39 protein-coding genes and 1 pseudogene are annotated in these 23,603 nt (G+C 62.2%); 7 read left to right on the top strand and 33 right to left on the bottom strand.

All coding sequences use genetic code 11. The features are described 5' to 3' along the window. Position 1 precedes the first annotated feature (1 nt). The gene (locus RBB31_RS02700; RefSeq protein ID WP_306127712.1) at positions 2 to 265 is read right to left on the bottom strand and encodes a hypothetical protein; all 264 of its coding nucleotides are present in this window, start codon (positions 263 to 265) and stop codon (positions 2 to 4) included. A gap of 187 nt (positions 266 to 452) precedes the next feature. Here RBB31_RS02700 and RBB31_RS02695 point away from each other — a divergent pair, with 187 nt between their 5' ends. Together RBB31_RS02695 and RBB31_RS02690 are read left to right on the top strand one after the other, a co-directional pair. After that, positions 453 to 698 carry a hypothetical protein gene (locus RBB31_RS02695; RefSeq protein WP_306127711.1) on the top strand — a complete coding sequence of 82 codons (246 nt, stop codon included), beginning with the start codon at positions 453 to 455 and terminating at the stop codon, positions 696 to 698. Continuing rightward, complete coding sequence (locus RBB31_RS02690; protein WP_306127710.1) at positions 691 to 1,146, top strand: host attachment family protein; 456 nt, start codon at positions 691 to 693, stop codon at positions 1,144 to 1,146. Before RBB31_RS02695 ends, RBB31_RS02690 begins: the two co-directional genes overlap by 8 nt. 80 nt (positions 1,147 to 1,226) lie before the next feature. On the opposite strand, the gene rplQ is transcribed toward RBB31_RS02690, so the two are convergent. From rplQ to RBB31_RS02650, 8 genes are all read right to left on the bottom strand, one after another. Next, positions 1,227 to 1,655, bottom strand: a complete 429-nt coding sequence (rplQ, locus tag RBB31_RS02685) for a 50S ribosomal protein L17 (RefSeq protein ID WP_152493526.1) — start codon at positions 1,653 to 1,655, stop codon at positions 1,227 to 1,229. Between the two features lie 145 nt (positions 1,656 to 1,800). Beyond that, on the bottom strand, positions 1,801 to 2,817 hold the full coding sequence (locus RBB31_RS02680; RefSeq protein WP_306127709.1) for a DNA-directed RNA polymerase subunit alpha: 1,017 nt from the start codon (positions 2,815 to 2,817) through the stop codon (positions 1,801 to 1,803). Positions 2,818 to 2,934: 117 nt separating this feature from the next. Continuing rightward, complete coding sequence (gene rpsK / locus RBB31_RS02675; protein WP_007817184.1) at positions 2,935 to 3,324, bottom strand: 30S ribosomal protein S11; 390 nt, start codon at positions 3,322 to 3,324, stop codon at positions 2,935 to 2,937. A gap of 15 nt (positions 3,325 to 3,339) precedes the next feature. Next, positions 3,340 to 3,708 carry a 30S ribosomal protein S13 gene (rpsM, locus tag RBB31_RS02670; RefSeq protein ID WP_057795022.1) on the bottom strand — a complete coding sequence of 123 codons (369 nt, stop codon included), beginning with the start codon at positions 3,706 to 3,708 and terminating at the stop codon, positions 3,340 to 3,342. 261 nt (positions 3,709 to 3,969) lie between these two features. Continuing rightward, positions 3,970 to 4,614, bottom strand: coding sequence for an adenylate kinase (locus RBB31_RS02665; protein WP_306127708.1), 645 nt, complete (start codon positions 4,612 to 4,614; stop codon positions 3,970 to 3,972). After that, a complete protein-coding gene (gene secY, locus RBB31_RS02660; RefSeq protein ID WP_306127707.1) occupies positions 4,611 to 5,975 on the bottom strand; it encodes a preprotein translocase subunit SecY in 1,365 nt (454 codons plus the stop codon). The genes RBB31_RS02665 and secY overlap by 4 nt, the downstream gene beginning before the upstream one ends. 109 nt (positions 5,976 to 6,084) lie before the next feature. Then, the gene (gene rplO / locus RBB31_RS02655) at positions 6,085 to 6,558 is read right to left on the bottom strand and encodes a 50S ribosomal protein L15 (RefSeq protein WP_306127706.1); all 474 of its coding nucleotides are present in this window, start codon (positions 6,556 to 6,558) and stop codon (positions 6,085 to 6,087) included. Between the two features lie 146 nt (positions 6,559 to 6,704). Continuing rightward, positions 6,705 to 7,058, bottom strand: coding sequence for a response regulator (locus tag RBB31_RS02650; RefSeq protein WP_306127705.1), 354 nt, complete (start codon positions 7,056 to 7,058; stop codon positions 6,705 to 6,707). Positions 7,059 to 7,404: 346 nt separating this feature from the next. Here RBB31_RS02650 and RBB31_RS02645 point away from each other — a divergent pair, with 346 nt between their 5' ends. Both RBB31_RS02645 and RBB31_RS02640 read left to right on the top strand, forming a co-directional pair. After that, entirely contained in the window at positions 7,405 to 7,647 is a 243-nt protein-coding gene (locus tag RBB31_RS02645; protein WP_306127704.1) for a hypothetical protein, read from the top strand. Between the two features lie 293 nt (positions 7,648 to 7,940). Further along, entirely contained in the window at positions 7,941 to 8,546 is a 606-nt protein-coding gene (locus RBB31_RS02640; protein WP_306127703.1) for a hypothetical protein, read from the top strand. A gap of 9 nt (positions 8,547 to 8,555) precedes the next feature. Here RBB31_RS02640 and RBB31_RS02635 read toward each other — a convergent pair whose 3' ends face one another. Then, the gene (locus RBB31_RS02635; RefSeq protein ID WP_306127702.1) at positions 8,556 to 8,939 is read right to left on the bottom strand and encodes an ectoine synthase; all 384 of its coding nucleotides are present in this window, start codon (positions 8,937 to 8,939) and stop codon (positions 8,556 to 8,558) included. 61 nt (positions 8,940 to 9,000) lie between these two features. Here RBB31_RS02635 and RBB31_RS02630 point away from each other — a divergent pair, with 61 nt between their 5' ends. Next, entirely contained in the window at positions 9,001 to 9,699 is a 699-nt protein-coding gene (locus RBB31_RS02630) for a VWA domain-containing protein (RefSeq protein ID WP_306127701.1), read from the top strand. 304 nt (positions 9,700 to 10,003) lie between these two features. Here the strand turns inward: RBB31_RS02630 and rpmD are convergent, their stop codons facing one another. From rpmD to rpmC, 11 genes are all read right to left on the bottom strand, one after another. Further along, the gene (gene rpmD, locus RBB31_RS02625) at positions 10,004 to 10,192 is read right to left on the bottom strand and encodes a 50S ribosomal protein L30 (protein ID WP_057795009.1); all 189 of its coding nucleotides are present in this window, start codon (positions 10,190 to 10,192) and stop codon (positions 10,004 to 10,006) included. Between the two features lie 3 nt (positions 10,193 to 10,195). Next, positions 10,196 to 10,771 (bottom strand): 30S ribosomal protein S5, encoded by a 576-nt coding sequence (gene rpsE / locus RBB31_RS02620; RefSeq protein WP_306127700.1) that lies wholly within the window; start codon positions 10,769 to 10,771, stop codon positions 10,196 to 10,198. 158 nt (positions 10,772 to 10,929) lie between these two features. Beyond that, positions 10,930 to 11,289, bottom strand: coding sequence for a 50S ribosomal protein L18 (rplR, locus tag RBB31_RS02615; RefSeq protein WP_057795005.1), 360 nt, complete (start codon positions 11,287 to 11,289; stop codon positions 10,930 to 10,932). A gap of 12 nt (positions 11,290 to 11,301) precedes the next feature. Continuing rightward, on the bottom strand, positions 11,302 to 11,835 hold the full coding sequence (rplF, locus tag RBB31_RS02610) for a 50S ribosomal protein L6 (protein WP_306127699.1): 534 nt from the start codon (positions 11,833 to 11,835) through the stop codon (positions 11,302 to 11,304). A 13-nt stretch (positions 11,836 to 11,848) separates the two neighbouring features. Beyond that, entirely contained in the window at positions 11,849 to 12,241 is a 393-nt protein-coding gene (gene rpsH, locus RBB31_RS02605) for a 30S ribosomal protein S8 (RefSeq protein WP_306127698.1), read from the bottom strand. A 13-nt stretch (positions 12,242 to 12,254) separates the two neighbouring features. Then, positions 12,255 to 12,560 (bottom strand): 30S ribosomal protein S14, encoded by a 306-nt coding sequence (gene rpsN / locus RBB31_RS02600; protein WP_057794996.1) that lies wholly within the window; start codon positions 12,558 to 12,560, stop codon positions 12,255 to 12,257. Positions 12,561 to 12,578: 18 nt separating this feature from the next. Then, positions 12,579 to 13,142, bottom strand: coding sequence for a 50S ribosomal protein L5 (gene rplE, locus RBB31_RS02595; RefSeq protein ID WP_306127697.1), 564 nt, complete (start codon positions 13,140 to 13,142; stop codon positions 12,579 to 12,581). Next, entirely contained in the window at positions 13,135 to 13,446 is a 312-nt protein-coding gene (gene rplX / locus RBB31_RS02590; RefSeq protein ID WP_306127696.1) for a 50S ribosomal protein L24, read from the bottom strand. The genes rplE and rplX overlap by 8 nt, the downstream gene beginning before the upstream one ends. Position 13,447: 1 nt before the next feature. Further along, entirely contained in the window at positions 13,448 to 13,816 is a 369-nt protein-coding gene (rplN, locus tag RBB31_RS02585) for a 50S ribosomal protein L14 (RefSeq protein ID WP_103762146.1), read from the bottom strand. A gap of 65 nt (positions 13,817 to 13,881) precedes the next feature. After that, the gene (gene rpsQ, locus RBB31_RS02580) at positions 13,882 to 14,112 is read right to left on the bottom strand and encodes a 30S ribosomal protein S17 (RefSeq protein WP_152493549.1); all 231 of its coding nucleotides are present in this window, start codon (positions 14,110 to 14,112) and stop codon (positions 13,882 to 13,884) included. 12 nt (positions 14,113 to 14,124) lie between these two features. Continuing rightward, positions 14,125 to 14,325 carry a 50S ribosomal protein L29 gene (gene rpmC / locus RBB31_RS02575; protein WP_152493550.1) on the bottom strand — a complete coding sequence of 67 codons (201 nt, stop codon included), beginning with the start codon at positions 14,323 to 14,325 and terminating at the stop codon, positions 14,125 to 14,127. 1,087 nt (positions 14,326 to 15,412) lie between these two features. Between rpmC and RBB31_RS02570 the strand changes: the two genes are divergently transcribed. Further along, positions 15,413 to 15,853 carry a GFA family protein gene (locus RBB31_RS02570; RefSeq protein WP_306127695.1) on the top strand — a complete coding sequence of 147 codons (441 nt, stop codon included), beginning with the start codon at positions 15,413 to 15,415 and terminating at the stop codon, positions 15,851 to 15,853. 31 nt (positions 15,854 to 15,884) lie between these two features. On the opposite strand, the gene RBB31_RS02565 is transcribed toward RBB31_RS02570, so the two are convergent. Beyond that, entirely contained in the window at positions 15,885 to 16,505 is a 621-nt protein-coding gene (locus RBB31_RS02565) for a 2OG-Fe(II) oxygenase family protein (protein ID WP_306127694.1), read from the bottom strand. 89 nt (positions 16,506 to 16,594) lie between these two features. On the opposite strand from RBB31_RS02565, the gene RBB31_RS02560 reads away from it, so the two are divergent. Then, positions 16,595 to 17,302 carry a hypothetical protein gene (locus tag RBB31_RS02560; RefSeq protein ID WP_306127693.1) on the top strand — a complete coding sequence of 236 codons (708 nt, stop codon included), beginning with the start codon at positions 16,595 to 16,597 and terminating at the stop codon, positions 17,300 to 17,302. A 182-nt stretch (positions 17,303 to 17,484) separates the two neighbouring features. Here RBB31_RS02560 and rplP read toward each other — a convergent pair whose 3' ends face one another. From rplP to tuf, 11 genes and pseudogenes are all read right to left on the bottom strand, one after another. Next, positions 17,485 to 17,898, bottom strand: a complete 414-nt coding sequence (rplP, locus tag RBB31_RS02555; protein WP_103762141.1) for a 50S ribosomal protein L16 — start codon at positions 17,896 to 17,898, stop codon at positions 17,485 to 17,487. 13 nt (positions 17,899 to 17,911) lie between these two features. Next, positions 17,912 to 18,622: a 30S ribosomal protein S3 gene (gene rpsC, locus RBB31_RS02550; protein ID WP_103762140.1), complete on the bottom strand. Its 711-nt coding sequence runs from the start codon at positions 18,620 to 18,622 to the stop codon at positions 17,912 to 17,914. After that, a complete protein-coding gene (gene rplV, locus RBB31_RS02545) occupies positions 18,622 to 19,002 on the bottom strand; it encodes a 50S ribosomal protein L22 (protein WP_152493556.1) in 381 nt (126 codons plus the stop codon). Before rplV ends, rpsC begins: the two co-directional genes overlap by 1 nt. A 3-nt stretch (positions 19,003 to 19,005) precedes the next feature. Beyond that, the gene (gene rpsS / locus RBB31_RS02540) at positions 19,006 to 19,284 is read right to left on the bottom strand and encodes a 30S ribosomal protein S19 (protein ID WP_057794973.1); all 279 of its coding nucleotides are present in this window, start codon (positions 19,282 to 19,284) and stop codon (positions 19,006 to 19,008) included. 3 nt (positions 19,285 to 19,287) lie between these two features. Then, positions 19,288 to 20,130: a 50S ribosomal protein L2 gene (gene rplB / locus RBB31_RS02535; protein ID WP_152493557.1), complete on the bottom strand. Its 843-nt coding sequence runs from the start codon at positions 20,128 to 20,130 to the stop codon at positions 19,288 to 19,290. Positions 20,131 to 20,452: 322 nt separating this feature from the next. Further along, on the bottom strand, positions 20,453 to 20,659 hold the full coding sequence (locus tag RBB31_RS02530) for a cold-shock protein (RefSeq protein ID WP_057794967.1): 207 nt from the start codon (positions 20,657 to 20,659) through the stop codon (positions 20,453 to 20,455). Between the two features lie 283 nt (positions 20,660 to 20,942). Next, the gene (locus RBB31_RS02525; RefSeq protein ID WP_057794965.1) at positions 20,943 to 21,239 is read right to left on the bottom strand and encodes a 50S ribosomal protein L23; all 297 of its coding nucleotides are present in this window, start codon (positions 21,237 to 21,239) and stop codon (positions 20,943 to 20,945) included. Further along, positions 21,236 to 21,853, bottom strand: a complete 618-nt coding sequence (rplD, locus tag RBB31_RS02520; protein ID WP_103762136.1) for a 50S ribosomal protein L4 — start codon at positions 21,851 to 21,853, stop codon at positions 21,236 to 21,238. The genes RBB31_RS02525 and rplD overlap by 4 nt, the downstream gene beginning before the upstream one ends. Continuing rightward, entirely contained in the window at positions 21,850 to 22,716 is an 867-nt protein-coding gene (rplC, locus tag RBB31_RS02515; protein WP_306127692.1) for a 50S ribosomal protein L3, read from the bottom strand. The genes rplD and rplC overlap by 4 nt, the downstream gene beginning before the upstream one ends. Before the next feature lie 12 nt (positions 22,717 to 22,728). Then, the gene (gene rpsJ, locus RBB31_RS02510) at positions 22,729 to 23,037 is read right to left on the bottom strand and encodes a 30S ribosomal protein S10 (RefSeq protein ID WP_057795293.1); all 309 of its coding nucleotides are present in this window, start codon (positions 23,035 to 23,037) and stop codon (positions 22,729 to 22,731) included. A gap of 161 nt (positions 23,038 to 23,198) precedes the next feature. Next, a pseudogene (gene tuf, locus RBB31_RS02505) lies at positions 23,199 to 23,603 on the bottom strand (elongation factor Tu); the annotation flags it as partial.

Raw genomic sequence — 23,603 nt, 5'->3', positions numbered from 1 at the left:
GCTACAGCCTGAACCACCGCCCGCTCGCCGCCGGCATCGACTCGACCATGCCGGCGCTTTTTACGGCCACGCCATTGATCCCGCGCAGGATGTCCCCCGGCCGCAACCCGGCCCGCAACCCCGCGCGCCCGGGCTCCAGCACCATACCCGGGACGGGCACGAAGCCCGTGCGGATCTCGTCCCGGCTCTGCGGCACGCGCATCTCCGCCCCCGCCGGCACCGCCAGCAGGACAGACAGGAAAAGGCCGGAAATCCATCTCGCCATCCCACCGATATGCGCCCCCCACGCCCCCGATGCAAGCACGACAAGGCCCGTGGCACCCCGGCTTTTCCTCTGGCCAAAAATATCCCGGGGAGCGCGAGGGGCTGGCCCCTCGCATCCACCATCGCAATCCGCGCACCCGATGGAACCCCCCGCGTCAGGCAACGTTTTCCAGACAGGAGGTACCACCATGGCAGACAGATACAGATCCAAGGACGGCAAGAGCGAAACCGAAGAGTTCGTCGATGACGTCTCCACCCCAGACCAGCAAGGCCGCGCCCAGGGCAACCTGGAGCGCAAGGTCGGCACCCGCGATTCGCTCAAGCGCGCCAAGAGCGAGGATGCCGGCGCAACCCGCGTCACCAAGGAAGACGAAGAGGGCGAAGGCAATCTCGGCGGCCATCACGGCACCGGCAAGGAGAAACGCGATGACTGAACTCAAGCAAGGCACCTGGGTCGTCGTAACCGACAGCGAAAAGGCGCTCTTCCTGCGCAATCTCACGGACCACCAGGACCCCAACCTCGAGGTGATGGACACCGAGGAACAGGAAAACCCCTCGGATATCGAACAATCGGCCAATCGCCCCGGCCGGATGCAGGACACCGGGGTACAGCAGCTCTCGGCGATGGATGACACCGACTGGCACGAACTGCAGAAGGAACGCTTCGCCGCCGACCTGTCGGACATCCTCTATGCCGCCGCTCACAAGGGCGAGTTTGACCGCCTGATCCTCGTCGCCGCGCCCAAGGTACTGGGCCACCTGCGCGACGACATGCACAAGGAAGTCACGTCGAAAGTGGTCAGCGAGATCCCCAAGAACCTCGCCAATCACCCCGTCGACGAGATCGAGAAGCTGGTCAAGAAAGAGCTCGAAAGCGCCTGACCGCGCTCCGACCCCGAACGAAAGAACGCCGCCGGGCGAAACCGGCGGCGTTTTTTGTTTCCGGTCAAGGGAAACGGGGCTTACGCCTCGTCGTCCCCGTCCATGTCCTCGGCGGCGACGCGGGCCTTGTCGGCGGCGCCCTTGGCGTCGCGGTCGCGCTCGACGAATTCGATGATCGCCATCGGCGCCATGTCACCGTAACGGAAGCCGGCCTTCAGAACGCGGACATACCCGCCCTGACGCTCCTTGTAACGCGGGCCCAGCACGTCGAACAGCTTGGCGACATGCATGTCCTGCTTCAGTTGGGCGGCGGCCTGGCGGCGGGCGTGAACGTCTCCGCGCTTGCCCAGCGTGACCAGCTTTTCCACCACGCGCTTCAGCTCCTTGGCTTTCGGCAGGGTGGTCTTGATCTGTTCGTGTTCAATCAGCGAGCCGGCCATGTTCGCCCACAGCGCCTTGCGGTGCTCGTGGGTACGGTTCAGGCGGCGATAGCCTCGTGCGTGACGCATGTTTCTTACTCCGTTTTTTGCCCTCTACGGGCGGTTTTGCTTTGTCCGGCCGGCGATGCGTGTCACCGGCTCTCCTTGGGGCATTGCGCCCGGGGGTGGGTTTCAAACCCACCCTATGTAGGGTGGGATTTCATCCCACCTTGTCTCAGAACTGGTCTTCAAATTTCTTCGCCAGGTCCTCGATATTGTCCGGCGGCCAGTCCTCGACATCCATGCCCAGGTGCAGACCCATGCCCGACAGCACTTCCTTGATCTCGTTCAAGGACTTGCGGCCAAAGTTCGGTGTGCGCAGCATCTCGGCTTCGGTCTTCTGAATGAGATCGCCGATATAGACGATGTTGTCGTTCTTCAGGCAGTTGGCCGACCGCACCGACAGTTCCAACTCGTCCACTTTCTTCAGCAAGAGCGGGTTGAACTCCAGCCCGTCGTCGTCATCCTGACGCTGCGCCGATTCCGGCTCTTCGAAGTTCACGAAGATCGACAGCTGGTCCTGCAGGATACGCGCGGCAAAGGCCACGGCGTCCTCGGGCGTGATCGACCCGTCGGTCGTCAGCTTCATCGTCAGCTTGTCATAGTCCAGAACCTGCCCCTCACGGGTGGGCTGCACGTCATAGCTGACCTTCACCACCGGCGAATAGATCGCGTCGATGGCAATCAGGCCGATGGGCGCGTCTTCCGGCTTGTTCTTGTCGGCGGCGACATAGCCCTTGCCCTGGTTCACGGTCAGTTCCATGAACAAGTCCGCGCCTTCGTCGAGGTGGCAGATCACGTGTTCCTTGTTCAGGATCTCGATGCCCGCGCTGTCGGCGATGTCGCCGGCGGTCACCACGCCCGGCCCCTTGGCCGAGATCGACAGGCGCTTGGGCCCTTCGACTTCCATGCGGATGGCGACACCCTTGAGGTTCAGCACCACGTCTGTCACATCTTCGCGGACGCCTGCGATGCTGGAAAACTCGTGCAGCACGTTGTCGATCTGCACGCTGGTGATCGCCGCACCCTGAAGGCTCGACAGCAGCACGCGGCGCAGCGCGTTGCCCATCGTCAGGCCAAAGCCGCGCTCCAGCGGTTCGGCCACGACGGTCGCCTGGCGCAGCGGGTCGTTGCCCGGCTTCACCTCAAGCTGCGTCGGCTTGATCAATTCTGCCCAGTTCTTATGGATCATGCGGTCCCTCCATCCTTGTCCCCGGCCCCATGTCCACAGGCCTCCGAGACGCTCGAGGTTTCAAAATAACGGAATGGGGCCGTGAAAAACCACGCGGCCCCACCCAAAAAATCGGTCTCAGACCCGGCGACGCTTCGGCGGGCGGCAACCGTTGTGGGCAATCGGCGTCACGTCGCGGATGGACGTGATGTTGAAGCCGACGGCAGCCAGGGCGCGCAGCGCGCTCTCGCGGCCCGACCCGGGCCCCTGCACTTCGACTTCCAGCGTCTTCATGCCGTGTTCCTGCGCCTTGCGGCCGGCATCTTCGGCGGCCATCTGGGCGGCATAGGGCGTCGACTTGCGCGACCCCTTGAAGCCCATCGTGCCGGCCGAGGACCACGCGATCGCGTTGCCCTGCACGTCCGAGATCAGGATCTTGGTGTTGTTGAACGAGCTGTTCACATGCGCCACGCCCGTGGCGATGTTCTTCGAGACCTTTTTCTTGGTCCGGCGGGTATCTCGTGCCATTGGTTCTGCCCTCCCTTACTTCTTCTTGCCAGCGATGGGTTTCGCCGGGCCCTTGCGGGTGCGCGCATTGGTATGCGTGCGCTGGCCGCGGACGGGAAGGTTGCGGCGATGGCGCAGGCCGCGATAGCAGCCAAGGTCCATCAGACGCTTGATGTTCATCTGCACTTCGCGGCGCAGGTCACCTTCGACCATGTAGTTGGCGTCGATATGCTCGCGCATGGCGACCACTTCGGTGTCGCTCAGCTCGTTGACCCGGCGGGTCAGGTCGATATTGACGGCCTCGCAAATGGCCTTGGCCGAGGATTGGCCGATTCCGGTGATGTAGGTCAGGGCGATCGGGACCCGCTTGTGGGTCGGGATGTTAACGCCGGCGATACGTGCCACGTGTCATGTCCTTTCGTTGCGGGTCCGTAGCTCCAGACCCTTTTTTCACAACGTAGGCCCGAGGCGATTGCTTCGGGCCGCAGCTGAATTCAGGTGATCGATTCGGGCGCGGGCGCGACCCGCGCGGGAATCATGTTCTCTGTCGAGATGGTGCCGTCTAGAAGGAAACGCCCGAGGCGTCAACCCTCTGTCAAGAGAATTGTGCCTATCGGCGAAACCCCAAGGAAAAAAGGCCGTTCCGCAGGGCCGCACCGGGCGTCTTCAGCCGTCCAGCGCGCTTGCGATGCGGGCCTTGACCTCGTCGATCTCGCCCAGCCCGTCGATCGTCTCCAGATCGCCCTTGGCATAGTAGTAGCCCAGCAGCGGCGAGGTCTTCTTGTAGTATTCCATCAGGCGCTGCTTGAGGCTTTCCTCGTTGTCATCCGCCCGGCGCTTCACCTCGGTCGAGCCGCAATTGGCACATTTGCCATCCTCGGGCCAGGGTTTGGTGATGTCGTTGTAGACCGCGCCGCAATTGCCGCAGGTCGACCGGGCCGTGATACGCTGCACCAGCGCCTCGTCATCCACCCGCATCTCGACCACCGCATCCAGCGTCTGGCCGGTCTCGGCCAGCAGTTCCGCCAGCGCATCGGCCTGCGCCAGCGTCCGGGGGAAGCCGTCAAAGATGAAACCGCCACCGTTCTCGCCGTTGATCTTCTCGCGGATCAGGCCGATCACGATCTCGTCCGTCACAAGCTCGCCCCGGGCCATCACGTCGGCAACGACCTTGCCCATCTCGGTGCCGCTGTCCTTGGCCTCACGCAGCATGTCGCCGGTGCTGAGCTGGGTCATGCCCCGCTCCTCGACCAGGATATGTGCCTGCGTGCCCTTACCGGCCCCCGGCGGTCCGAGAAGTATGATATTCATCGACGTCCTGTCCCTTTCCTGCGCGACCGTTTACGGCCCTTGCCGCTCAACTGCGACTTCTCGATCAGGCCCTCGTACTGGTGCGCCAGAAGATGCGACTGGACCTGCTGGATCGTGTCCATGGTCACCGATACCACGATCAGGACCGAAGTGCCGCCAAAATAGAAAGGTATCGCAAACTGTCCACGCAGGATCTCTGGAAGGAGACAAACTGCCGCAAGGTAAGCCGAGCCCAGCACCAGGATCCGCGTCACCACGTATTCCAGGTACTCCGCCGTCTTCTTGCCGGGGCGGATGCCGGGCACGAACCCGTTCTGGTTCTTCAGGTTGTCGGCGACGTCATCGGGCTTGAACGCCACGTTGTAGGTATAGAAATAGGCGAAGAACACGATCATCGCCGTGAAGAACACCAGGTAAAGCGGCTGCCCGGGCCCGAAATAGGCCAGCAGGGTCGACATGAACGGTCCGGTATCGTTGCCCGAGAACGTGCTGACCGTGGCCGGCAACAGAAGCAGCGACGAGGCGAAGATCGCCGGGATCACGCCCGCCGGGTTCACCTTCACGGGCAGGTGGCTCGACCCGCCGTCATAGACCTTCATCCCCACCTGGCGGCGCGGATACTGGATATGGATCTTGCGCAAGCTACGCTCCATGAACACCACGAAGGCAATCGTCGCCACGACCATCACGATCACCCCGATGATCACCGCCGGGCTGATCGCGCCCGACCGGCCGCTGGCAAAGAACTGCGCCAGCGCGGCGGGCACTTCGGCGATGATGCCCACGAAGATGATCAGCGAGATGCCGTTGCCCACGCCCCGCGCGGTGATCTGCTCACCCAGCCACATCAGGAACATCGTGCCCCCGACCAGCGTGATCATGCAGCTCGCGATGAAAAAGAACCCGGGGTCCGACGCCAGCCCGCCACTCTGCAGCGATGCGGCCAGGCCATAGGATTGCAGCGTCGCCAGGAACACCGTGCCATAGCGCGTGTACTGGTTGATCTTCTTGCGCCCCTGCTCGCCCTCTTTCTTCAGCTGCTCCAGCGCCGGCACCATCGCCGTCATCAGCTGCACGATGATCGAGGCCGAGATATAGGGCATGATCCCCAGCGCAAAGACGCCCATCCGCCCCAGCGCCCCGCCGGTGAACATCGACAGCATCCCGCCGATCGACGACGCCGCGCCTTCCATGAAGTTGCGCAGCTCTGCCCCGTCGATGCCCGGCACCGGGATATACGTCCCGATCCGGTAGACGATAAGCAGGCCGATGGTGAAGAAGATGCGCTTGCGAAGCTCGGTGGCCTTGCCCAGGGCGGACCAGCTCGTGTTCGCCGCCATTTGTTCTGCTGCAGATACCATGCGGATCTCTTTTTTATGCAAACGCCGCCCAGGCCGTTTTCCGGCCAGGCGGCGTTTATAAGGAAAACTAGGGGTGTATGTAAGGGGCGAGAGGCCCGCTCACAACCTCTTATTCAGCCGCCTTTGCGCTCGCAACGTTGAGCGTACCGCCGGCTTTCTCGACAGCCTCGACCGCCGATTTCGACGCGCCCGTCACGTCCAGCGTCAGCTTGGACGAAACCTCGCCCTTGGCCAGCACGCGGATGCCGTCCAGCTTGCGGCGCACCAGGCCGCTTTCCACCAGCGTGTCCTCGGTGATGGTCTGGCCTGCGTCGATCTTCTTGGCGTCGATGAATTTCTGGATCAGGCCAAGGTTCACGACGGCGAATTTCTTGCGGTTCGGCTTGTTGAAGCCACGCTTGGGCAAGCGTTGATAGAGCGGCATCTGGCCGCCTTCATAGCCGTTGATCGCCACGCCCGAACGGGATTTCTGGCCCTTGATACCGCGGCCGGCGGTCTTGCCCATGCCCGAACCGGGGCCACGGCCCACGCGTTTCTTGCGTTTGGTTGCGCCTTCGTTGTCGCGCAGCTCATGCAGTTTCATATCGCTTCTCCTAAGCCGGATGTGACCCCCGAAGCGATGGGGCCAACCACGGCATGTCTTGGTTCATGTGAATCGGGTCATGTCTAACCACCGGGGGCGTATAGACCCGTTGCGCCGGCCGATCAAGGGGCGATGTCTCCGCCGCGTCAGGCCCCGCGCTGCGCCGCCGCGACAAGGTTGGAAAGTTCCGCCGACAATCGCCAGTTCTGAAACGGTTTCTCGATCACGGGGGCCCGGTAGCCCAGGTCGCGCACCACGTCCTTGCTGTGCGCCGTCACCAGCGCATAGGGCAGATCAAGCGCCTCCAGCGATGCCGCCAGCGGCTGACAACTCTGACCGCCCAGGTCGATGTCCAGAAGGACACAGTCGAACTGTCCGCGACGGTTCTTGACGAAGCGCATTGCCGCGTCCAGCGTCTGCACGGTGCCCGCCACGCTGAACCCGCACTCCGTAAGGGTGCAGGCGATATCTTCGCAGATGAACTGGTCGTCCTCGACCACCAACACACGCGGCGATACACCATGCCCGGGTGCGACAGGTGTCGCTCCAACGGTTGCGTTCCACGTCTTTTTCACAGCTTCAGATTGTGTGCGGGTCCGTTCGTCACGCCCTCCCGAGGACGCGTCATGCCCATAAACCGGGCTCTGAATTTTGATGTGCGGATTCGTTCTCATGCTGATCATTATAAAGGGGTTGAATAAAATATCTAATGATTTCATTGCCTTAATATGACAACGTTCCATAACAGGCAAATAATGACCACCTTACTCATCTTGAGTAATGCATTCAGTTTGACTACGTTAATCAGGTGTCTAAGTATGATACAGATGACGGAGGATCGTAGGAATGGCCGAATCCGGCTCTAAACGGTTGGAAAGGCTGCAGGTCATGATCTCGGAGGACGAGCTCGGGGCGCTGGACGATTGGCGGTTCAAGGCCCATATGCCCAGCCGCGCTGCCGCCGTGCGCGAACTTCTGAAGCGCGGTCTTGCCGCCGAAGGCTATTTCAGCGTTGCCGGCGGCGGCTCCAATTCGCGCGACTTTGGCGTCATTGCCTCGCACCCCGACAAACCCGCCTCCGAAGGTTAGGGTCGGTAGGACCCCACGTCACCTCCCCCCAAACCTGAACAGCGGTTGAAACCCCACCACATCCCATCGCTCCCAATGTCTCGGTCTGCCTTGGGCTCGCTCGTTTCCGACATGCCGTACCCGGCCCGTCGGAACGGTCCCTTAACGCCGGCTTGCGCGAAAGTGACACCGTTCGAATACCGCCGCGACACCGACGCGATACCGACATGCCGTTTCCGGCAGTCCCGATCACGTTAACGTTCTCCCCGCACCTGTCCTTTGCCCAACCCGTCCAGTGGCGCTATATCCGACACATGCGCCTCGTTCTCGCCCTTCTGACGCTTCTGCCCCTCACCCTTGCCGCCGCCGTCGCCGCCGACAAGCGGCCCGATCCAGGCCTGATGTGGAACCGCACCGGCCTCCCCCTCACCTTCCCGCTACAGGTCAAGACCGCCCCGGGCGCTGACTATATCGTCACCCTGCACCACGCCGAGACGGACGAGGCCGCGCTTGCCGCCTATATCACCGGCGGCGTGTTCTTTCGCGTGCTGGTGCCCCCCGGCACTTATCGGCTGCGCTTCGAATACGGCAGCATCTGGGACAGCGAGGAAGCGCGCTTCGCCGATCAGAGAACGCTCACCCTCAAGGCCCCCCTCACCTTCGAAACACGCGGCATCGGGCGCAAGGCCGGACATCTTGTGGATCTCACCGGATTGAACCTCGAGCAGGACAGCGCCGCAGCCCCCCGGACCCGCGAGCAGGTCTTCTGCCAGGTCTCCCGCACCGAGATCCGCCCCAACTGCCCCCTGGGCGACGAAACCTGCGAACCGCGTGACCGATCAAGCGGTTACACCTCGCCCTACGGCATCGCACCGCGTTACGACATCAGCCGAGAAAACTATACCCGCCTCTGCGACTAAGCCGCCCGGTCATTCCGGCACACCATAGCTTCCGTCTTCGTCATGCACTTCCCGCCCGGTCAACGCAGGCGTGAAAATGCAGATGAACCGAAGATTGGTCTCCGCCCGCACGATATGCGGATCGTTCTGGTCCAGCACGTACATCACGCCGGGCTCCAGCGGCCAGACCTCGCCGGTGGTCTCGTTCTCCACCTCGCCCTTGCCCTCGATACAGTAGTTGACCTCGACATGGTTCTTGTATTCCAACAGCTGCACGGTGCCGGCCTTCACGATCGTGTCGTGAAACGAATAGCCCAGATCATCGCGCGCCAGCAAAAGCCGCCTGCTTTCAAAGGCCTCGCCCTTGGCGTGATCTTCGGTGCCGATCACGTCATCCAACATCTTAACGAACATCTTGAATCTCCTTCAAAGGGCCGGGCTTGATTTCGCACCTGCCACGGTATCTCATCTGAATATGAAACGCACCCTGCTGACAACGCTTACCGCACTGGCCGCTGCGCTGCCCGTGGTGCCGCGGGCCGTGGCGCAGGAGTGCAGCCGCGACGCGATGCTGGTCTTCGATGGCTCGGCCTCCATGGCCGAGGTCGGCTTCGACCAGACTGCCCCCACCCGCATCGAGGACGCCCGCACCGCCCTGCGCCGCGCCCTGCCGGATATCGCGCCCGTGCGCCGCGTGGGCCTCTTGACCTACGGTCCCGGCCCCGAGGGCTCCTGCGACGGCATCAACCTCAAGTTTCCGCCCCTCGCGGACGCCGCCCAGCCCATCATCGACGCCATCGACCTGATGGGCCCGATCGGCCTCACACCCCTGACCGAGGCCGTGGCAGAGGCCGCCCGCGTGCTGAACCACACCACCACCCCGGGCATCGTCGTGCTGGTGACCGACGGAAACGAAACCTGCGGCGGCAGGCCCTGCGCGCTCGGAGCCGAGCTTGCAGCCACCTCCGCCAACCTTACCGTGCATGTCATAGGCTTCCGCGTCGTGGCCGACCCTTTCGCCTGGGACAGTCCCGAGGCCGGGATCTACAGTGACGGTTCTTCCATCGCCCGCTGTATCTCGGACCAGACAGGCGGCATGTACGTGGCGACGGACACGGTGGACGAGTTGACCGAGGCACTGCGCAAGACGCTGGGATGCGCGTTGATCGGCTAGCCGGGACCGCAGCGTTAACAGTTCCGCAAACCCGCTGGTGTTTCAATCCCCCGGAAGAGCGTAGTCGGGTCCGCCCCCCTGACCGCGCTTTCGGAAACTTCAAAAGTTTCCGCTCCGTTTTCTTTTCAAGGAAACGGTTCCGCGCACCAAGGCGCAAAAAAACGACACCCGTTAACCTTTGCTCAACAAAGATTAACAGTGCCGAAACGAAAACACCCCGGCCATCTCTGACCGGGGCGTGAATTCCGTAGGGTGGGGTTGCACCCCACCGGGCTCGTAGGGTGGGTGAAAACCCACCGGGACCTCACCCCTTCTCTTCAACGATCTCCACGAGGTGCGGGATCTTGTTGATCATGCCACGGACCGACGGCGTGTCTTCCAACTCACGGGTCCGGTGCATCTTGTTCAGGCCCAGGCCGATCAGCGTCTTGCGCTGGATCTCGGGGCGGCGGATGGGGCTTCCCACCTGCTTGACGACGATGGTCTTTGCCATGTTTTACGCCTCCTCGGCAACTTGGGTCGACTCGGCCGGGGCCTCGTCGCGCTTGGGCAGGATGTCGGCGACCTTCTTGCCGCGACGCTGCGCGACCATGCGCGGGCTGCTTTCCTTCTGCAGGCCGTTCAGGGTGGCGCGGATCATGTTGTAGGGGTTCTGCGAGCCCGTGGACTTCGCGACAACGTCCTGCACGCCCAGCATCTCGAACACGGCGCGCATCGGACCACCGGCGATGATACCGGTACCCGTGGGCGCGGTGCGCATGACGACCTTGCCGGCGCCCCAGCGGCCTTCCATGTCGTGGTGCAGCGTGCGGCCTTCGCGCAGCGGCACACGGATCATCTGGCGCTTGGCCTGCTCGGTGGCCTTGCGGATGGCCTCGGGGACCTCCTTGGCCTTGCCCTTGCCGAAACCGACGCGGCCCTTCTGGTCGCCCACGACGACGAGCGCGGCAAAGCCAAAGCGCTTACCACCCTTCACGGTTTTCGAAACACGGTTGATCGCAACAAGGCGATCGGCGAATTCCGGGGTTTCGTCACGATCGCGACCCCCACGGCGGTTGTCATCTCTTGCCATACTCGGCGTCCTTTCTGCGGGCGTATGCCCCTTGATTTTCTCAATCCAAGTCCGCCCGGCGGGCGTCCGGATCATCGAGGCGGGTCACCCGCCTGCAACGTCAGGGTGGGTCGAAGCCCCACCCTACGCAAACCGCGCAGGGTGGGATTTCATCCCACCTAGATCTTCAGGCCACCCTCACGGGCGGCATCGGCCAGCGCCTTAATCCGGCCGTGGTAGAGGAACCCGCCACGGTCGAACTGCGCCTCGGTCACGCCTGCCTTTTTGGCGCGTTCCGCGATGGTCGCGCCGATCTTGGCGGCCGCTTCCAACGTGTTCTTGCCGACAAAGCCCAGGTCCTTTTCCAGGGTCGAGGCCGAGGCCAGGGTCGTGCCGTTCACGTCGTCGATCAGCTGCACGCTCATGTTCTTGGACGAACGGTGCACCGAAAGACGGGGGCGGCCGGCGTTGACCTTGCGAAGTTTGCTCCGGACGCGCATACGGCGTTTCTGGAACAGTTGTCTCTTGCTGTTTGCCATTTTCTCGCGTCCTTACTTCTTCTTGCCTTCCTTCTGGAAGATATACTCGTCCTTGTAGCGGATGCCCTTGCCCTTGTAGGGCTCGGGGCGGCGCCAATCGCGGATGTTTGCCGCGACCTGTCCGACGAGCTGCTTGTCGTGCCCTTCCACGATCAGTTCCGTGGGCTTCGGCGCCGTGACCGTCACACCATCCGGAACCGGGAAATCCACGTCATGCGACAGGCCCAGGTTCAGCTTCAGGACATTGCCCTGCATCTGTGCCCGGTAGCCCACGCCGCGGATCTCCAGCTCTTTCTTGAAGGGGTCCTTGGCGCCGTGCACCATGTTGGCGATGACCGTGCGGGTCATGCCCCATTGCTGGCGCGCGCGCTTGGACTTGCCGCGCGGGGTCACGGTGACGGTGCCGTCCTCGACAACCATCGTCACGTCATCCGTGGCGGTGAAGGTCTTGGTGGCCTTCGGGCCCTTGATTTCGATTGTCTGGCCGCTCAGCGTCGCGGTGACGCCGTCGGGCAGGGCAACCGGTTGTTTACCGATACGAGACATTACACGGGCCTCCTTAGAATACGGTGCAAAGCACTTCGCCGCCAACGTTCTGGCTGCGCGCGTTCGCGTCCGACATCACACCCTTGGAGGTGGAGACAATCGACACGCCCAGGCCCTGACGGACCGACGGGATGTCATTGACGCCCATGTAAACCCGGCGACCGGGCTTGGAGACCCGCTTCATCTCGCGGATCACGGGGGCGCCTTCGAAATACTTCAGGCTCACTTCAAGGGCCGGGTGGCCCCGGTCGTCTGTGGCGTTCTCGTAGCCACGGATATAACCTTCCTCGGCCAGCACATCCAGAACGCGCACGCGCATCTTGGAGGCCGGAACCATGACGGTGGACTTGCCACGCATACCTGCGTTGCGCAGGCGGGTGAGCATATCGCCGATAGGATCGTTCATCTCATATCCCTCCTTACCAGCTCGACTTGACCATACCGGGCAGCTGACCCGACGAGCCAAGGTCGCGCAGGGCGATCCGGCTGATCTTCAGCTTGCGGTAATAGGCGTGCGGCCGGCCGGTCAGCTGGCAGCGGTTATGCAGGCGGGTGGCCGAGCTGTTGCGCGGCAGTTGCGCCAGTTTCAGGGAGGCCCGGAAGCGGTCTTCCATCGGCTTTTCCTGGTCGTTGATGATCGCTTTCAAAGCGGCCCGCTTGGCGGCGTATTGCTTCACCAGACGCTGACGCTTCTTCTCGCGTTCGATCATTGCTTTCTTAGCCATGTTTCAAATTCCTCGCGATTAGCTGGTGAAAGGCATGTTGAAGTGCTTCAACAGCGCCTTGGCTTCAGCGTCGGTCGGCGCCGTGGTTGCGATGATGACGTCGATCCCCCAGACTTCGTCGACCTTGTCGAAGTTGATTTCGGGGAAAACGATGTGCTCCTTGATGCCCATGGCATAGTTGCCGCGGCCATCGAACGACTTGCCCGACACACCGCGAAAGTCGCGGATCCGCGGCATCGCCACGGTGATCAGACGGTCAAGAAATTCGTACATGCGGTTGCCGCGCAGGGTCACCTTGGCGCCCAGCGGCATGCCTTCACGCACACGGAAACCGGCGATCGAGTTCTTGGCCGACGTGATCACGGCGTGCTGGCCGGCGATGGTGGAAAGGTCTTCCTGGGCCGACTTGGCCTTCTTGGAATCCTTCACCGCCTCGGCGCCGCAGCCGATATTCAGGACGATCTTGTCCAGACGCGGGATCTGCATGTCGTTGGTATAGCCGAACTCTTCCTTCAGCGCCGGGCGAATGGTGTCGCGGAAAGCGGCGCGAAGACGCGGGGTGTAGTTTTCGGTATCAAGCATCGATCACGTCCCCCGTGGTCTTGGCGTAACGCACCTTCTTGTCGCCCTCGGTCTTGAAGCCGACGCGGGTGGGTTTGCCGTTTGCATCAACGAATGCCAGATTCGACAGGTCGATCGGCAGCGCCTTGGGCAGACGGCCGCCCTGGCTCTGCTGGCTCTGGCGGGTGTGGCGGACGGCCATGTTCACACCGTCGACCACGGCCTTGCCGGCCTTGGGGTCCACGGATGTGATCGTGCCTTCCTTGCCCTTGTCCTTGCCGGACAGGACGACGACCTTGTCGCCTTTTTTCAGCTTGGCTGCCATGTCACAGCACCTCCGGGGCGAGCGAGATGATCTTCATGAAGTTCTTCGCGCGAAGTTCACGAACCACCGGTCCGAAGATACGCGTGCCCACCGGCTCCCCTGCGTTGTTCAGGATCACGGCGGCGTTGCGGTCAAAGCGGATGGCGGTGCCGTCTTCACGGCGGATCTCTTTGGCGGTGCGCACGACGACGGCCTTGCGGACGTCACCTTTCTTCACGCGGCCGCGCGGGATGGCTTCCTTCACCGAGACGACGATGATGTCGCCCACGGACGCGTATTTGCGCTTGGAACCACCCAGGACCTTGATGCACTGCACCCGGCGCGCGCCGGAGTTGTCAGCAACATCCAGATTGGTCTGCATCTGGATCATTAGGTTTCTCCCGACCTAAGGGGTAACGACCCCATGGTTTCGATCAAACCGAAAGGTTCTGTGGCCTAGGCCTCAAGAACCTCCCAGCGTTTCGTTTTCGATTTCGGCGCGCATTCGATGATGCGAACTTGGTCGCCGACCTTGAAAGCGTTCTTTTCATCGTGAGCCCGGTACTTCTTGGACTTACGAATGGTCTTCTGCAGCACCGGGTGCTTGAAGCGACGCTCGACCGAAACGGTGACGGTCTGGGCGTTTGCGTCGGAGGTCACGACGCCTTGCAGGATACGCTTGGGCATTCGAGGCTCTCCTTATTCAGCAGCCGAGGCGGCTTTTTCGTTCAGCACGGTCTTGATCCGCGCCACATCGCGACGGACCGAACGGATCCGCGCAGGGTTTTCCAGCGACCCGGTCGCTGCCTGAAAGCGCAGGTTGAACTGCTCTTTCTTCAGGTTGGACAGCTCCTCGCGAAGCTGGTCCGGCGTCTTGTCACGCAATTCGGTGGCGTTCATGGCCATCTTCCCTTCTCAAAACACCGGCCGGCCCCTGCTCGATGGCTCAGGGTCACACGGTTTCCCCGGTGGATGAATGTCAAAAGCGAATCCCCGCGAAACGCGGGGACCCGTGGATTGGGGCCGTATAAGGGAGGTGCGGGATCAGGGCAAGGGAAAACCAAAAAGAAAATCTGGAATAGAGGCGTCAGCTATCACCAAACTGGTGTTTGTCTTGCGGTCCAGACTTCTGCGAAGTCCAGCCTGGACTAAAAGACCCGCTACAAGTCAGCAGTCAGAATAAAAAAACCGCTCCGGCCAATCCTTTATAGACCTTCATCACGGCTTTGCCTGACTACGGATCGAAAACGGGGCTTTTTTCACCGATGTGCAATCACCGGATCGACGGGCCCAATTTTCCTCTATAGCGAGACATCGTGGTTACCCCAGCAGAGCTACAATAAGTAGAGCCACTAGTATTTCGACAACGAAGATCATGAAAATCTCTAACAGAGTTATCGATTTCGTATTTTCGCCGGAACTTACTGTCACCTTAAGCGAACGCAATTCGCGAAGCTTATGACGACATTCCCGGATAGTCGATTGCAGTATAGAATTGCATGACCGTTTCAGGCGGGCAAGCACACTGCGTGGTACCATGTCAGCCTCCTCTCTAAAGGTTGCACTGCACAAGCGAAGAGAGCTGACGCCACTATTCCAGATTTTCAAAGAACGTTAGGACTTGCCTAATCTACAAATGTTCATCACACATGCACTTTCAAGTGCCTTAAGCTAATTTTACTTCTCGCTCAAATAGCGAGGCGTACTAAAACCTCCATAGCGGAGGATCTCGAAATTGTCGCCTGCCTCAGGCTCGTTCGCCGGCGCATCATAGAGTGGCAAGCCAGTTCCGCCTGAAAATTTGACACCGCGCGTTCTTTTTGCAGGCTGTTTACGAAGAAATGCGCTCCCCCTTTTAAAAAAGGTCGCTCGCGCACCCGGTCCGCGCCGCACCACCAATGTCTATCTTGCCACACCCCGCCCCGCCCGGATGAGATAGGACCCGGGCGCGCTCAATCTGCGCCCGACAAAAGAGGAGGAGAACCCCATGTCCAGCCCGTATTCCGGAGGCTGCGATCACGTCAAGGTGACCGCCACCGCCGAACCCATCGACAATCACGAGTGCCACTGCAACGTCTGCAAGAACGTCACCGGCCAGCACACGACCCACGTGGCCTTCTTCAACCATGACGACCTCAAGGCCGAAGGCGGCGAGATGAAGCGCCAGCCCTTCAACGCCGACAACCCCGACGGCCCGCTCGAACTCTGCACCTGCGCCGATTGCGGCGCCGCGCTGATGCTGGATGACAAGCAGAAACGCATCCGCGTGGCCGTGCCCAACGTCATGGGCTACAACGACGCCGCCTTCCCCGACGCGACGTACCATGCGTTCTGGGACGAAAGCAAAGGCTACGCCAAGCCCGATGACGGCCGCCCGGTGTATGAGGGCCTGCGTCCGGAATTCAGCTGGCCGCAACCTGCCGCCTGACGCTCGGGCCCTGCCGCGAGATCGGCGGGGCCTACCCCCAGGCGTAGTTGAAACTGACGCTGATCCGTTCGTCCTCGGACATGTTCATCGGCACCTCGTGCCGCAGCCAGCTTTCCCACAGCAGCACGTCGCCCACCGCCGGCTTGGCATAGATGAAGGTCCGCAACTCTTCCCGCGCATCCTTCTTCCGCCCGGGCGCCGCCATCATCCGCGCCGAGCGCGGGTCCTCCAGCTTCAGCGCGCTGGCGCCATCCGGCATCGCCACGTAGGTCGTGCCTGAAATCACCGAATGAGGGTGCAGGTGCGATGAATGCGTGCCGCCTTCGGGCAGGATGTTGATCCAGATGTCCTCGAGCTTCAGCTCCCGCCCATCCAGGTCGAACTCCAGGTCCTCCGCAAAAGCCGCGACATGCGCATCCAGCGATTTCACCAGGTCCGCGAAGATCGGAAACCGCCACGGCAGATCGGTCAGCGAGGCATAGGACGTATAGCCCGGATAGCCATTGTCTTCGCACCATTCCTGCCCCGCCTCGTCATCCTCGGCGATGGCATAGCAGGAGGCTTCCATCTCCCGCGCGTCGATCTTGGGCCCATGCTCTGACAAGGCGGCACGGTAAAGGCGGGTCACGAAGAGGGATTTGATATCAGCCATGCCCCGCGTCTTATCGCGCGTCTTGGCAAAGGCAAGGGTTTCTTCAGATCTTCGACTCATAACGTCCGCAGCACCAGAAGGGGGCAAGCATGATCCGAACCGTCATGGCGTCAGGCCTGTGCATTGGTTTTGGCCTTAGCGGTCCCGCCACAGCGGACCCGGCCACCGGCAGCCTCTTCGCCGCGCGCCAGCCGCTTTTCTCGATGCAGTCGAAAAACCAAGATAGCGCATCCTCTGCCAGCCTCTTTGTGGGCGCGACCGAAGGCAGCCTATTCGCCGCCCTGCCCGGCCGCCTCGACGCGCCGCTGCGCCGTGGCGGCACCAAGGCCGCCCGCCTGCGCGACCTCATCGCCCGCGCCGAGGCCGGGCGCGCGGGCTATGACGCGGTCCAGCACGGCGCCCGCGTCAAGCCACCCCGCCGCCCCACCGACATGACCCTTCAGGACATCTACGACTGGATCGAGGCCACCCCCGGCCAGCCCCACGCCATCGGACGCTACCAATTCATCCCGGCCACGCTGCGCCATTCCGCCGCGCGCCTCGACCTGCCCGCCAGCACCCGGTTCAGCCCCGCGGTGCAGGACCGGCTTGCTGACCTGCTGCTGGGCGACGCAGGTCTGATGAAGGTCAAGACGGGCGAGATGAGCGTGGACACCTTCACGCTGAACCTCGCCAGGATCTGGGCCGGCCTGCCCATCCCTTCGGGCCGCAGCTATTACCACGGGGTCGCCGGCAACAAGGCGACGATGACATACGAGGTTTATGCGCGTCAGGTTCGCGGGATATTGGGCGGGTGACATCGCACCGCCCGTCCCGGGCTTGCCCCGGGACCTCCCGTAGGGTGGGTGACAACCCACCATGCCCGCTCAACGAAAACCCCCGCCGATTTCTCGACGGGGGCTTCTTTTTTCACCGTGGTGCGGCCGCAATTGACTGCGTCAATCGCTTTCCCGCACGCGTCATTCGCGAGCGAATGACGTTACCAATCCTCACGTACGACGACGCGGGTCTTGACCGGCAGCTTCATCGCCGCGAGGCGCAGGGCCTCCATGGCAACCGCCTCGCCGACGCCGTCGATCTCGAACATCACGCGGCCGGGCTTGACCTTGCAGGCCCAGAAATCGACCGAACCCTTGCCTTTACCCATCCGAACTTCGACGGGTTTCGAGGTCACGGGCGTGTCCGGGAAGATCCGGATCCAGACGCGACCCTGACGCTTCATGTGACGCGTCATGGCACGACGTGCCGCTTCGATCTGACGGGCGGTCACGCGCTCGGGCGTGGTCGCTTTCAGGCCGTAAGTGCCAAAGTTCAGATCAGAGCCGCCCTTGGCCTCGCCCTTGATCCGGCCCTTGAACATCTTGCGGAATTTAGTGCGCTTTGGTTGAAGCATTTCTCATCCCTCCTCAGCGGCGGCCGCCACCAGCACCACGAGGTGCCGGGCCGTCCTGAAGTTCCTGCGCCTTGCGATCCCGGGCCGCCGGATCATGTTCCATGATCTCGCCCTTGAAGATCCAGACCTTGATGCCGATGATCCCGTAAGGCGTGCTGGCCTCGATATTGGCGTAATCGATGTCGGCACGCAGCGTGTGCAGCGGAACCCGGCCCTCGCGGTACCATTCGGTCCGTGCGATCTCGGCACCGCCCAGGCGGCCCGCGACGTTGACCCGGATGCCCAAGGCCCCCATGCGCATGGCGTTCTGCACGGCACGCTTCATCGCGCGGCGGAACGACACACGGCGCTCCAGCTGCTGGGCGATGCTTTCACCCACCAGGGCCGCGTCCAGTTCCGGCTTGCGAACCTCGACGATGTTGAGGTGCAGTTCGCTGTCGGTCATCGCCGCCAGCTTCTTGCGCAGGGTCTCGATATCGGCGCCTTTCTTGCCGATGATCACGCCGGGGCGCGCGGTATGCACCGTGACGCGGCACTTCTTGTGCGGACGCTCGATGATCACGCGGCTGATGCCGGCCTGCTTGCACTCTTTCTTGATGAAATCACGGATCGCGATGTCTTCCAGCAGAAGATCACCGTAATCCTTGGTGTCGGCGTACCAGCGGCTGTCCCAGGTGCGGTTCACCTGCAGGCGCATGCCGATCGGATTGACTTTGTTACCCATTAGGCTTGCTCCTCGACTTCACGCACCTTGATGGTGATTTCTGAGAACGGCTTCATGATCCGGCCGAACCGGCCACGGGCGCGCGGACGGCCGCGTTTCATCACGAGGTTCTTGCCCACATAGGCCTCTGCCACGATCAGGTCGTCGACATCGAGGTTGTGGTTGTTCTCGGCGTTGGCCACGGCGGACTGAAGGCATTTCTTCACATCCTGCGCGATCCGCTTCTTCGAGAAGGTCAGATCGTTCAGCGCCTTGTCCACCTTCTTGCCACGGATCAACGCGGCCACCAGGTTGAGTTTCTGCGGGCTGGTGCGAAGCATGCGCAGTTTTGCCATCGCTTCGTTGTCAGCCACGCGGCGGGGGTTCTTTTCCTTGCCCATGACTTACTTCCGCTTCGCTTTTTTGTCGGCGGCGTGCCCGTAATAGGTACGGGTCGGCGCGTATTCACCGAATTTCTGACCGATCATATCTTCCGACACGTTGACGGGGATATGCTTGTGACCATTGTACACGCCAAACGTCAGGCCCACGAACTGGGGCAGGATCGTCGAACGGCGCGACCAGATCTTGATGACTTCGTTGCGCCCCGACTCGCGCGATGCTTCGGCCTTTTTCAAGACGTATGCATCGACGAAGGGGCCTTTCCATACAGAGCGGCTCATGTGTTAACGGCCCTTCTTCCTGGCGTGACGCGAGCGGATGATCAGCTTCTGCGACGCCTTGTTCTTGTTACGGGTGCGCGCACCCTTCGTCGGCTTGCCCCAGGGCGTCACCGGGTGACGACCACCCGAGGTCCGGCCCTCGCCACCACCATGGGGGTGGTCGATCGGGTTCATGACCACGCCGCGCACGGACGGGCGGATGCCCTTGTGGCGCATGCGGCCGGCCTTGCCGTAGTTCTGGTTGCTGTTGTCGGGGTTGCTGACGGCACCGACGGTCGCCATGCACTCCTGACGCACCATGCGCAACTCGCCCGAGCTCAGGCGGATCTGGGCATAACCACCATCGCGGCCCACGAACTGGGCATAGGTGCCGGCGGCACGTGCGATCTGGCCGCCCTTGCCGGGCTTCAGCTCGATGTTGTGAACGATCGTCCCGATAGGCATGCCCTGGAACGGCATCGCGTTGCCGGGCTTGATGTCGGCTTTGGGCGAGGCGATGACGCTGTCGCCCACCGCCAGGCGCTGCGGCGCCAGGATGTAGGCTTGCTCGCCATCTTCGTATTTGATCAGCGCGATAAAGGCCGTCCGGTTCGGGTCGTATTCGATCCGCTCGACGGTTGCGGCCACGTCGACCTTGTTGCGTTTGAAATCAACGATCCGGTAAAGGCGTTTGGCGCCACCCCCGCGACGACGCGAGGTAATCCGCCCGGTGTTGTTCCGGCCGCCCGATTTCGTCAGACCCTCGGTGAGGGCTTTGACGGGACGTCCTTTCCACAGCTCCGAACGGTCGATCAGCACCAGCCCGCGCTGGCCCGGCGTCGTCGGCTTGTACGACTTGAGTGCCATGCTTTCTGTCTTCCGTTTAGCAATGGCGAATGCATGCATTCGCCTATGTAGGGTGGGTTTCAAACCCACCATGGTTATAGGCCCCCTTAGGTGCCCGGTTCAGGTGCGGTCTGGGCCTCGTTTCCACGAGATCCCGGATCAGGTCCGGGACGGCGCCCGCGCCGCAACGGCAAAGCCCCGGACGAATCCGGGGCCTTGCGGATGGGGTCGTTTACGAAAGACCACCCTTGGGGTCAAGCCTTTCTCCCAAAGAAAAACCCCGGCCACGCCTGCGCCCGGGGTCGAACTCTCTCAAAGGCCGGCGGTATTGCCGCCTGGCGCCTTATGCCAGCGCGATGTTGACGGCGCTTTCGCGTCCGTCACGGCCGGATTCCAGGTCATAGGTGACCTTCTGATCGTCGGCCAGGCCGGTCAGGCCCGAACGCTCGACGGCCGAGATGTGAACGAATACGTCCTTGCCGCCCGATTCCGGTGCGATAAAGCCGTAGCCTTTGGTGGTGTTGAACCATTTCACGGTGCCGTTGGCCATTTCCGTGTCTCCTTTAGATGTTGCTGCCCGCAGTATGCGGCAGCTTGGCGGCGTCATGACAAGATCGAAAGCCAGTCGCCGTAAAGGAGAAAGGGTCGATAGGTAGTAACGTGCACCGCCCATATGGGCGCTAACATGAGTCGCGTCAATGAAAATCACGGGCAGCAATCGCCGGGCCATTGATTTCGAGCGACAAAATGCCGGCGCGCGCCAAAAGAAAACCCCCGCCGATCTCTCGACGGGGGTCTCAATCTCGTAGGGTGGGGTTTCACCCCACCACGCCTCAAAGGCCGGTCGTCACGTCGATCGTGTTGCCCTCTTCGAGCGTCACGTAGGCTTTCTTGACGTCCTTGCGGCGGCCCATGATGCCACGGAACCGCTTCTGCTTGCCCTTGGTGATGGACGTGTTGACCGCTTTCACCTTCACACCAAAGAGCGCCTCGACGGCCTCCTTGATCTGGGGTTTCGCGGCGTCCATGGCCACCTCGAAGACAACGGCGTTCGATTCCGACGCCATCGTGGCTTTCTCGGTGATCACCGGCTTGCGGATCACATCGTAATGTTCTGCTTTCGCGCTCATTTCAACCGAGCCTCCAGTGCTTCGACACCCGCCTTGGTCAGCACGAGCGTGTCGCGCTTGAGGATGTCGTATACGTTCGCGCCCATGCTGGGCAGCACGTCCAGACCGTCGATGTTGGCCGCGGCGCGGGCAAAGCCCTCGTTCACCTCGGCGCCGTCGATGATCAGCGCGCGCTTCCAGCCCAGGTCCTTGACCTGCTTGGCCAGTTCCTTGGTCTTGGCGGCACCTTCGGCGGCCTCGATCACGACCAGCTCACCCGCCTTGGCCTTGGCCGACAGCGCGTGCTTCAGGCCCAGCTGACGCACCTTCTTGGGCAGGTCATGCGCATGGCTGCGCGGGACCGGACCCTTGTAGATACCACCCTTGCGGAAGATCGGCGCGTTGCGGTCACCGTGGCGTGCGCCGCCGGTGCCCTTCTGGCGATAGATCTTCTTGGTCGAGTAGCTGGTCTCGGACCGGGTCTTGACCTTGTGGGTGCCCTGCTGCGCCTTGTTGCGCTGCCAGCGGACGACGCGGTGCAGGATGTCGGCACGCGGATCGAGATCGAAGATCTCGCCCGAGAGCTCGACCGAACCGGCCTTGCCGCCGTCGAGTTTGATCACGTCGAGTTTCATTCCTCACCGTCCTTCTTCTCTTCGCCGGCATCATCGGACTTGTCAGCCTCGATATCGGCTTCGGCCTCTTTCAGCGCGGCTGCTTCCTGGGCTGCCTGCTCTTCGGCCAGACGCTGTGCTTCGGCCTCGGCCTCGGCGGCGGCGGCGGCTGCGGCTTCTTCCGCGGCTTTCTCTGCTTCGGCGGCGGCCGATTTCAGAGCGGCGGGCAGAATGGCGTTCTCGGGGAACGGCTTCTTGACCGCATCCTTGACCGTCACCCAGCCACCCTTCGAGCCGGGAACCGCGCCCTTGACCATGATCAGGCCACGGTCGGCGTCGGTTTTCACCACTTGCAGGTTCTGCGTCGTCACGCGGGCGGCGCCCATGTGACCAGCCATCTTCTTGCCCTTGAACACCTTGCCGGGGTCCTGACACTGGCCGGTGGAGCCGTGCGAGCGGTGGCTGATCGACACACCGTGGCTGGCCCGCAGACCGCCAAAGTTGTGCCGCTTCATCGCACCGGCAAAGCCCTTACCGATCGAGGTGCCGGAAACGTCCACGAACTGACCTTCGAAATAGTGGTTCGCGGTGATTTCCTCGCCCACATCGATCATGTTCTCGGGCGCCACGCGGAATTCCGCGACCTTGCGCTTGGGTTCCACCTTGGCGACGGAGAAATGGCCACGCATGGCTTTCGACGTCCGTTTCGCCTTGGCGGTCCCGGCACCCAGCTGAACAGCGGCATAGCCGTGCTCTTCGGGCGTGCGTTGGGCGACGACCTGCAATTTGTCCAGTTGAAGAACGGTCACCGGAACCTGCCGGCCGTCTTCCATGAAAAGCCGGGTCATGCCGACTTTCTTTGCGATTACACCAGAGCGCAACATGTCCTGCCCTCCTTAAACCGAGATCTGCACGTCCACGCCGGCAGCCAGGTCGAGCTTCATCAGCGCGTCGACGGTCTGGGGCGTGGGATCAACGATGTCCAAGAGACGCTTGTGCGTCCGGATCTCGAACTGATCGCGCGATTTCTTGTTCACGTGGGGGCCACGCAGAACGGTGAACTTCTCGATCTTGTTCGGCAGCGGGATGGGCCCGCGCACGTCTGCGCCGGTCCGCTTGGCGGTGTTGACGATCTCCTGCGTGCTGGCGTCCAGCACGCGATAGTCGAACGCCTTCAGGCGGATACGGATGTTTTGGCTTTGAATGGCCATTTTTCTTATCCCTAACAGGGTTTCAGCGGAGAGGAAGAGAAGCGGAATTGCCGCCCTTCGTCGCGCCCAAAGTGGGTCCGGGTGCCGATACAGGATCAGCACCCGGAAATTCCGAGATGTCCCGGATCACATCCGGGACAACGCCGTGCCTCGGATCACTCGAGGATCTTCGACACCACGCCGGCGCCGACGGTGCGGCCGCCTTCGCGGATGGCGAAGCGCAGGCCGTCTTCCATCGCGATCGGCGCGATCAGCTCGACCTCGAACTTCAGGTTGTCGCCCGGCATCACCATCTCGGTGCCCGAGGGAAGCGTCACCGTGCCCGTCACGTCCGTCGTGCGGAAATAGAACTGCGGACGGTAGTTGGCGAAGAACGGCGTGTGACGGCCACCCTCTTCCTTGGTCAGGATATACGCCTCGGCCTCGAACTTGGTGTGCGGGTTCACCGAGCCGGGCTTGCACAGCACCTGGCCGCGCTCCACACCGTCACGCTCGATACCGCGCAGCAGCAGACCCACGTTGTCGCCGGCCTCGCCCTGGTCCAGAAGCTTGCGGAACAT

The sequence above is a fragment of the Roseovarius sp. MMSF_3350 genome, assembly GCF_030733425.1.
Classification (GTDB): Bacteria; Pseudomonadota; Alphaproteobacteria; order Rhodobacterales; family Rhodobacteraceae; genus Roseovarius.
This window is presented reverse-complemented; position numbering and strand designations above follow the sequence as displayed.

Bases quoted from the DNA above. Each gene is read 5' to 3' on its own strand.
- rplO (WP_306127706.1), bottom strand. From the start codon at position 6,558: ATGAAACTGCATGAGCTGCGCGACAACGAAGGCGCAACCAAACGCAAG.
- RBB31_RS02570 (WP_306127695.1), top strand. From the start codon at position 15,413: ATGTCCAGCCCGTATTCCGGAGGCTGCGATCACGTCAAGGTGACCGCC.
- rplN (WP_103762146.1), bottom strand. From the start codon at position 13,816: ATGATCCAGATGCAGACCAATCTGGATGTTGCTGACAACTCCGGCGCG.
- rplQ (WP_152493526.1), bottom strand. From the start codon at position 1,655: ATGCGTCACGCACGAGGCTATCGCCGCCTGAACCGTACCCACGAGCAC.
- RBB31_RS02690 (WP_306127710.1), top strand. From the start codon at position 691: ATGACTGAACTCAAGCAAGGCACCTGGGTCGTCGTAACCGACAGCGAA.
- rplD (WP_103762136.1), bottom strand. From the start codon at position 21,853: ATGAAACTCGACGTGATCAAACTCGACGGCGGCAAGGCCGGTTCGGTC.
- RBB31_RS02680 (WP_306127709.1), bottom strand. From the start codon at position 2,817: ATGATCCATAAGAACTGGGCAGAATTGATCAAGCCGACGCAGCTTGAG.
- rpsK (WP_007817184.1), bottom strand. From the start codon at position 3,324: ATGGCACGAGATACCCGCCGGACCAAGAAAAAGGTCTCGAAGAACATC.
- rplP (WP_103762141.1), bottom strand. From the start codon at position 17,898: ATGCTTCAACCAAAGCGCACTAAATTCCGCAAGATGTTCAAGGGCCGG.
- RBB31_RS02560 (WP_306127693.1), top strand. From the start codon at position 16,595: ATGATCCGAACCGTCATGGCGTCAGGCCTGTGCATTGGTTTTGGCCTT.
- rpmD (WP_057795009.1), bottom strand. From the start codon at position 10,192: ATGGCAAAGACCATCGTCGTCAAGCAGGTGGGAAGCCCCATCCGCCGC.
- rpsS (WP_057794973.1), bottom strand. From the start codon at position 19,284: ATGAGCCGCTCTGTATGGAAAGGCCCCTTCGTCGATGCATACGTCTTG.
- rpsN (WP_057794996.1), bottom strand. From the start codon at position 12,560: ATGGCTAAGAAAGCAATGATCGAACGCGAGAAGAAGCGTCAGCGTCTG.
- RBB31_RS02565 (WP_306127694.1), bottom strand. From the start codon at position 16,505: ATGGCTGATATCAAATCCCTCTTCGTGACCCGCCTTTACCGTGCCGCC.
- RBB31_RS02645 (WP_306127704.1), top strand. From the start codon at position 7,405: ATGGCCGAATCCGGCTCTAAACGGTTGGAAAGGCTGCAGGTCATGATC.
- rpsQ (WP_152493549.1), bottom strand. From the start codon at position 14,112: ATGCCCAAGCGTATCCTGCAAGGCGTCGTGACCTCCGACGCAAACGCC.
- RBB31_RS02530 (WP_057794967.1), bottom strand. From the start codon at position 20,659: ATGGCCAACGGCACCGTGAAATGGTTCAACACCACCAAAGGCTACGGC.
- RBB31_RS02640 (WP_306127703.1), top strand. From the start codon at position 7,941: ATGCGCCTCGTTCTCGCCCTTCTGACGCTTCTGCCCCTCACCCTTGCC.
- rplC (WP_306127692.1), bottom strand. From the start codon at position 22,716: ATGTTGCGCTCTGGTGTAATCGCAAAGAAAGTCGGCATGACCCGGCTT.
- RBB31_RS02630 (WP_306127701.1), top strand. From the start codon at position 9,001: ATGAAACGCACCCTGCTGACAACGCTTACCGCACTGGCCGCTGCGCTG.
- rplF (WP_306127699.1), bottom strand. From the start codon at position 11,835: ATGTCTCGTATCGGTAAACAACCGGTTGCCCTGCCCGACGGCGTCACC.
- RBB31_RS02635 (WP_306127702.1), bottom strand. From the start codon at position 8,939: ATGTTCGTTAAGATGTTGGATGACGTGATCGGCACCGAAGATCACGCC.
- rplV (WP_152493556.1), bottom strand. From the start codon at position 19,002: ATGGGCAAGGAAAAGAACCCCCGCCGCGTGGCTGACAACGAAGCGATG.
- secY (WP_306127707.1), bottom strand. From the start codon at position 5,975: ATGGTATCTGCAGCAGAACAAATGGCGGCGAACACGAGCTGGTCCGCC.
- RBB31_RS02700 (WP_306127712.1), bottom strand. From the start codon at position 265: ATGGCGAGATGGATTTCCGGCCTTTTCCTGTCTGTCCTGCTGGCGGTG.
- RBB31_RS02665 (WP_306127708.1), bottom strand. From the start codon at position 4,614: ATGAATATCATACTTCTCGGACCGCCGGGGGCCGGTAAGGGCACGCAG.
- rpsE (WP_306127700.1), bottom strand. From the start codon at position 10,771: ATGGCAAGAGATGACAACCGCCGTGGGGGTCGCGATCGTGACGAAACC.
- rpmC (WP_152493550.1), bottom strand. From the start codon at position 14,325: ATGAACGCCACCGAATTGCGTGACAAGACGCCGGACCAGCTTCGCGAG.
- RBB31_RS02695 (WP_306127711.1), top strand. From the start codon at position 453: ATGGCAGACAGATACAGATCCAAGGACGGCAAGAGCGAAACCGAAGAG.
- rplB (WP_152493557.1), bottom strand. From the start codon at position 20,130: ATGGCACTCAAGTCGTACAAGCCGACGACGCCGGGCCAGCGCGGGCTG.
- rplE (WP_306127697.1), bottom strand. From the start codon at position 13,142: ATGCTTGATACCGAAAACTACACCCCGCGTCTTCGCGCCGCTTTCCGC.
- rpsC (WP_103762140.1), bottom strand. From the start codon at position 18,622: ATGGGTAACAAAGTCAATCCGATCGGCATGCGCCTGCAGGTGAACCGC.
- RBB31_RS02525 (WP_057794965.1), bottom strand. From the start codon at position 21,239: ATGAGCGCGAAAGCAGAACATTACGATGTGATCCGCAAGCCGGTGATC.
- rpsH (WP_306127698.1), bottom strand. From the start codon at position 12,241: ATGAACGATCCTATCGGCGATATGCTCACCCGCCTGCGCAACGCAGGT.
- rplR (WP_057795005.1), bottom strand. From the start codon at position 11,289: ATGGCAAACAGCAAGAGACAACTGTTCCAGAAACGCCGTATGCGCGTC.
- rplX (WP_306127696.1), bottom strand. From the start codon at position 13,446: ATGGCAGCCAAGCTGAAAAAAGGCGACAAGGTCGTCGTCCTGTCCGGC.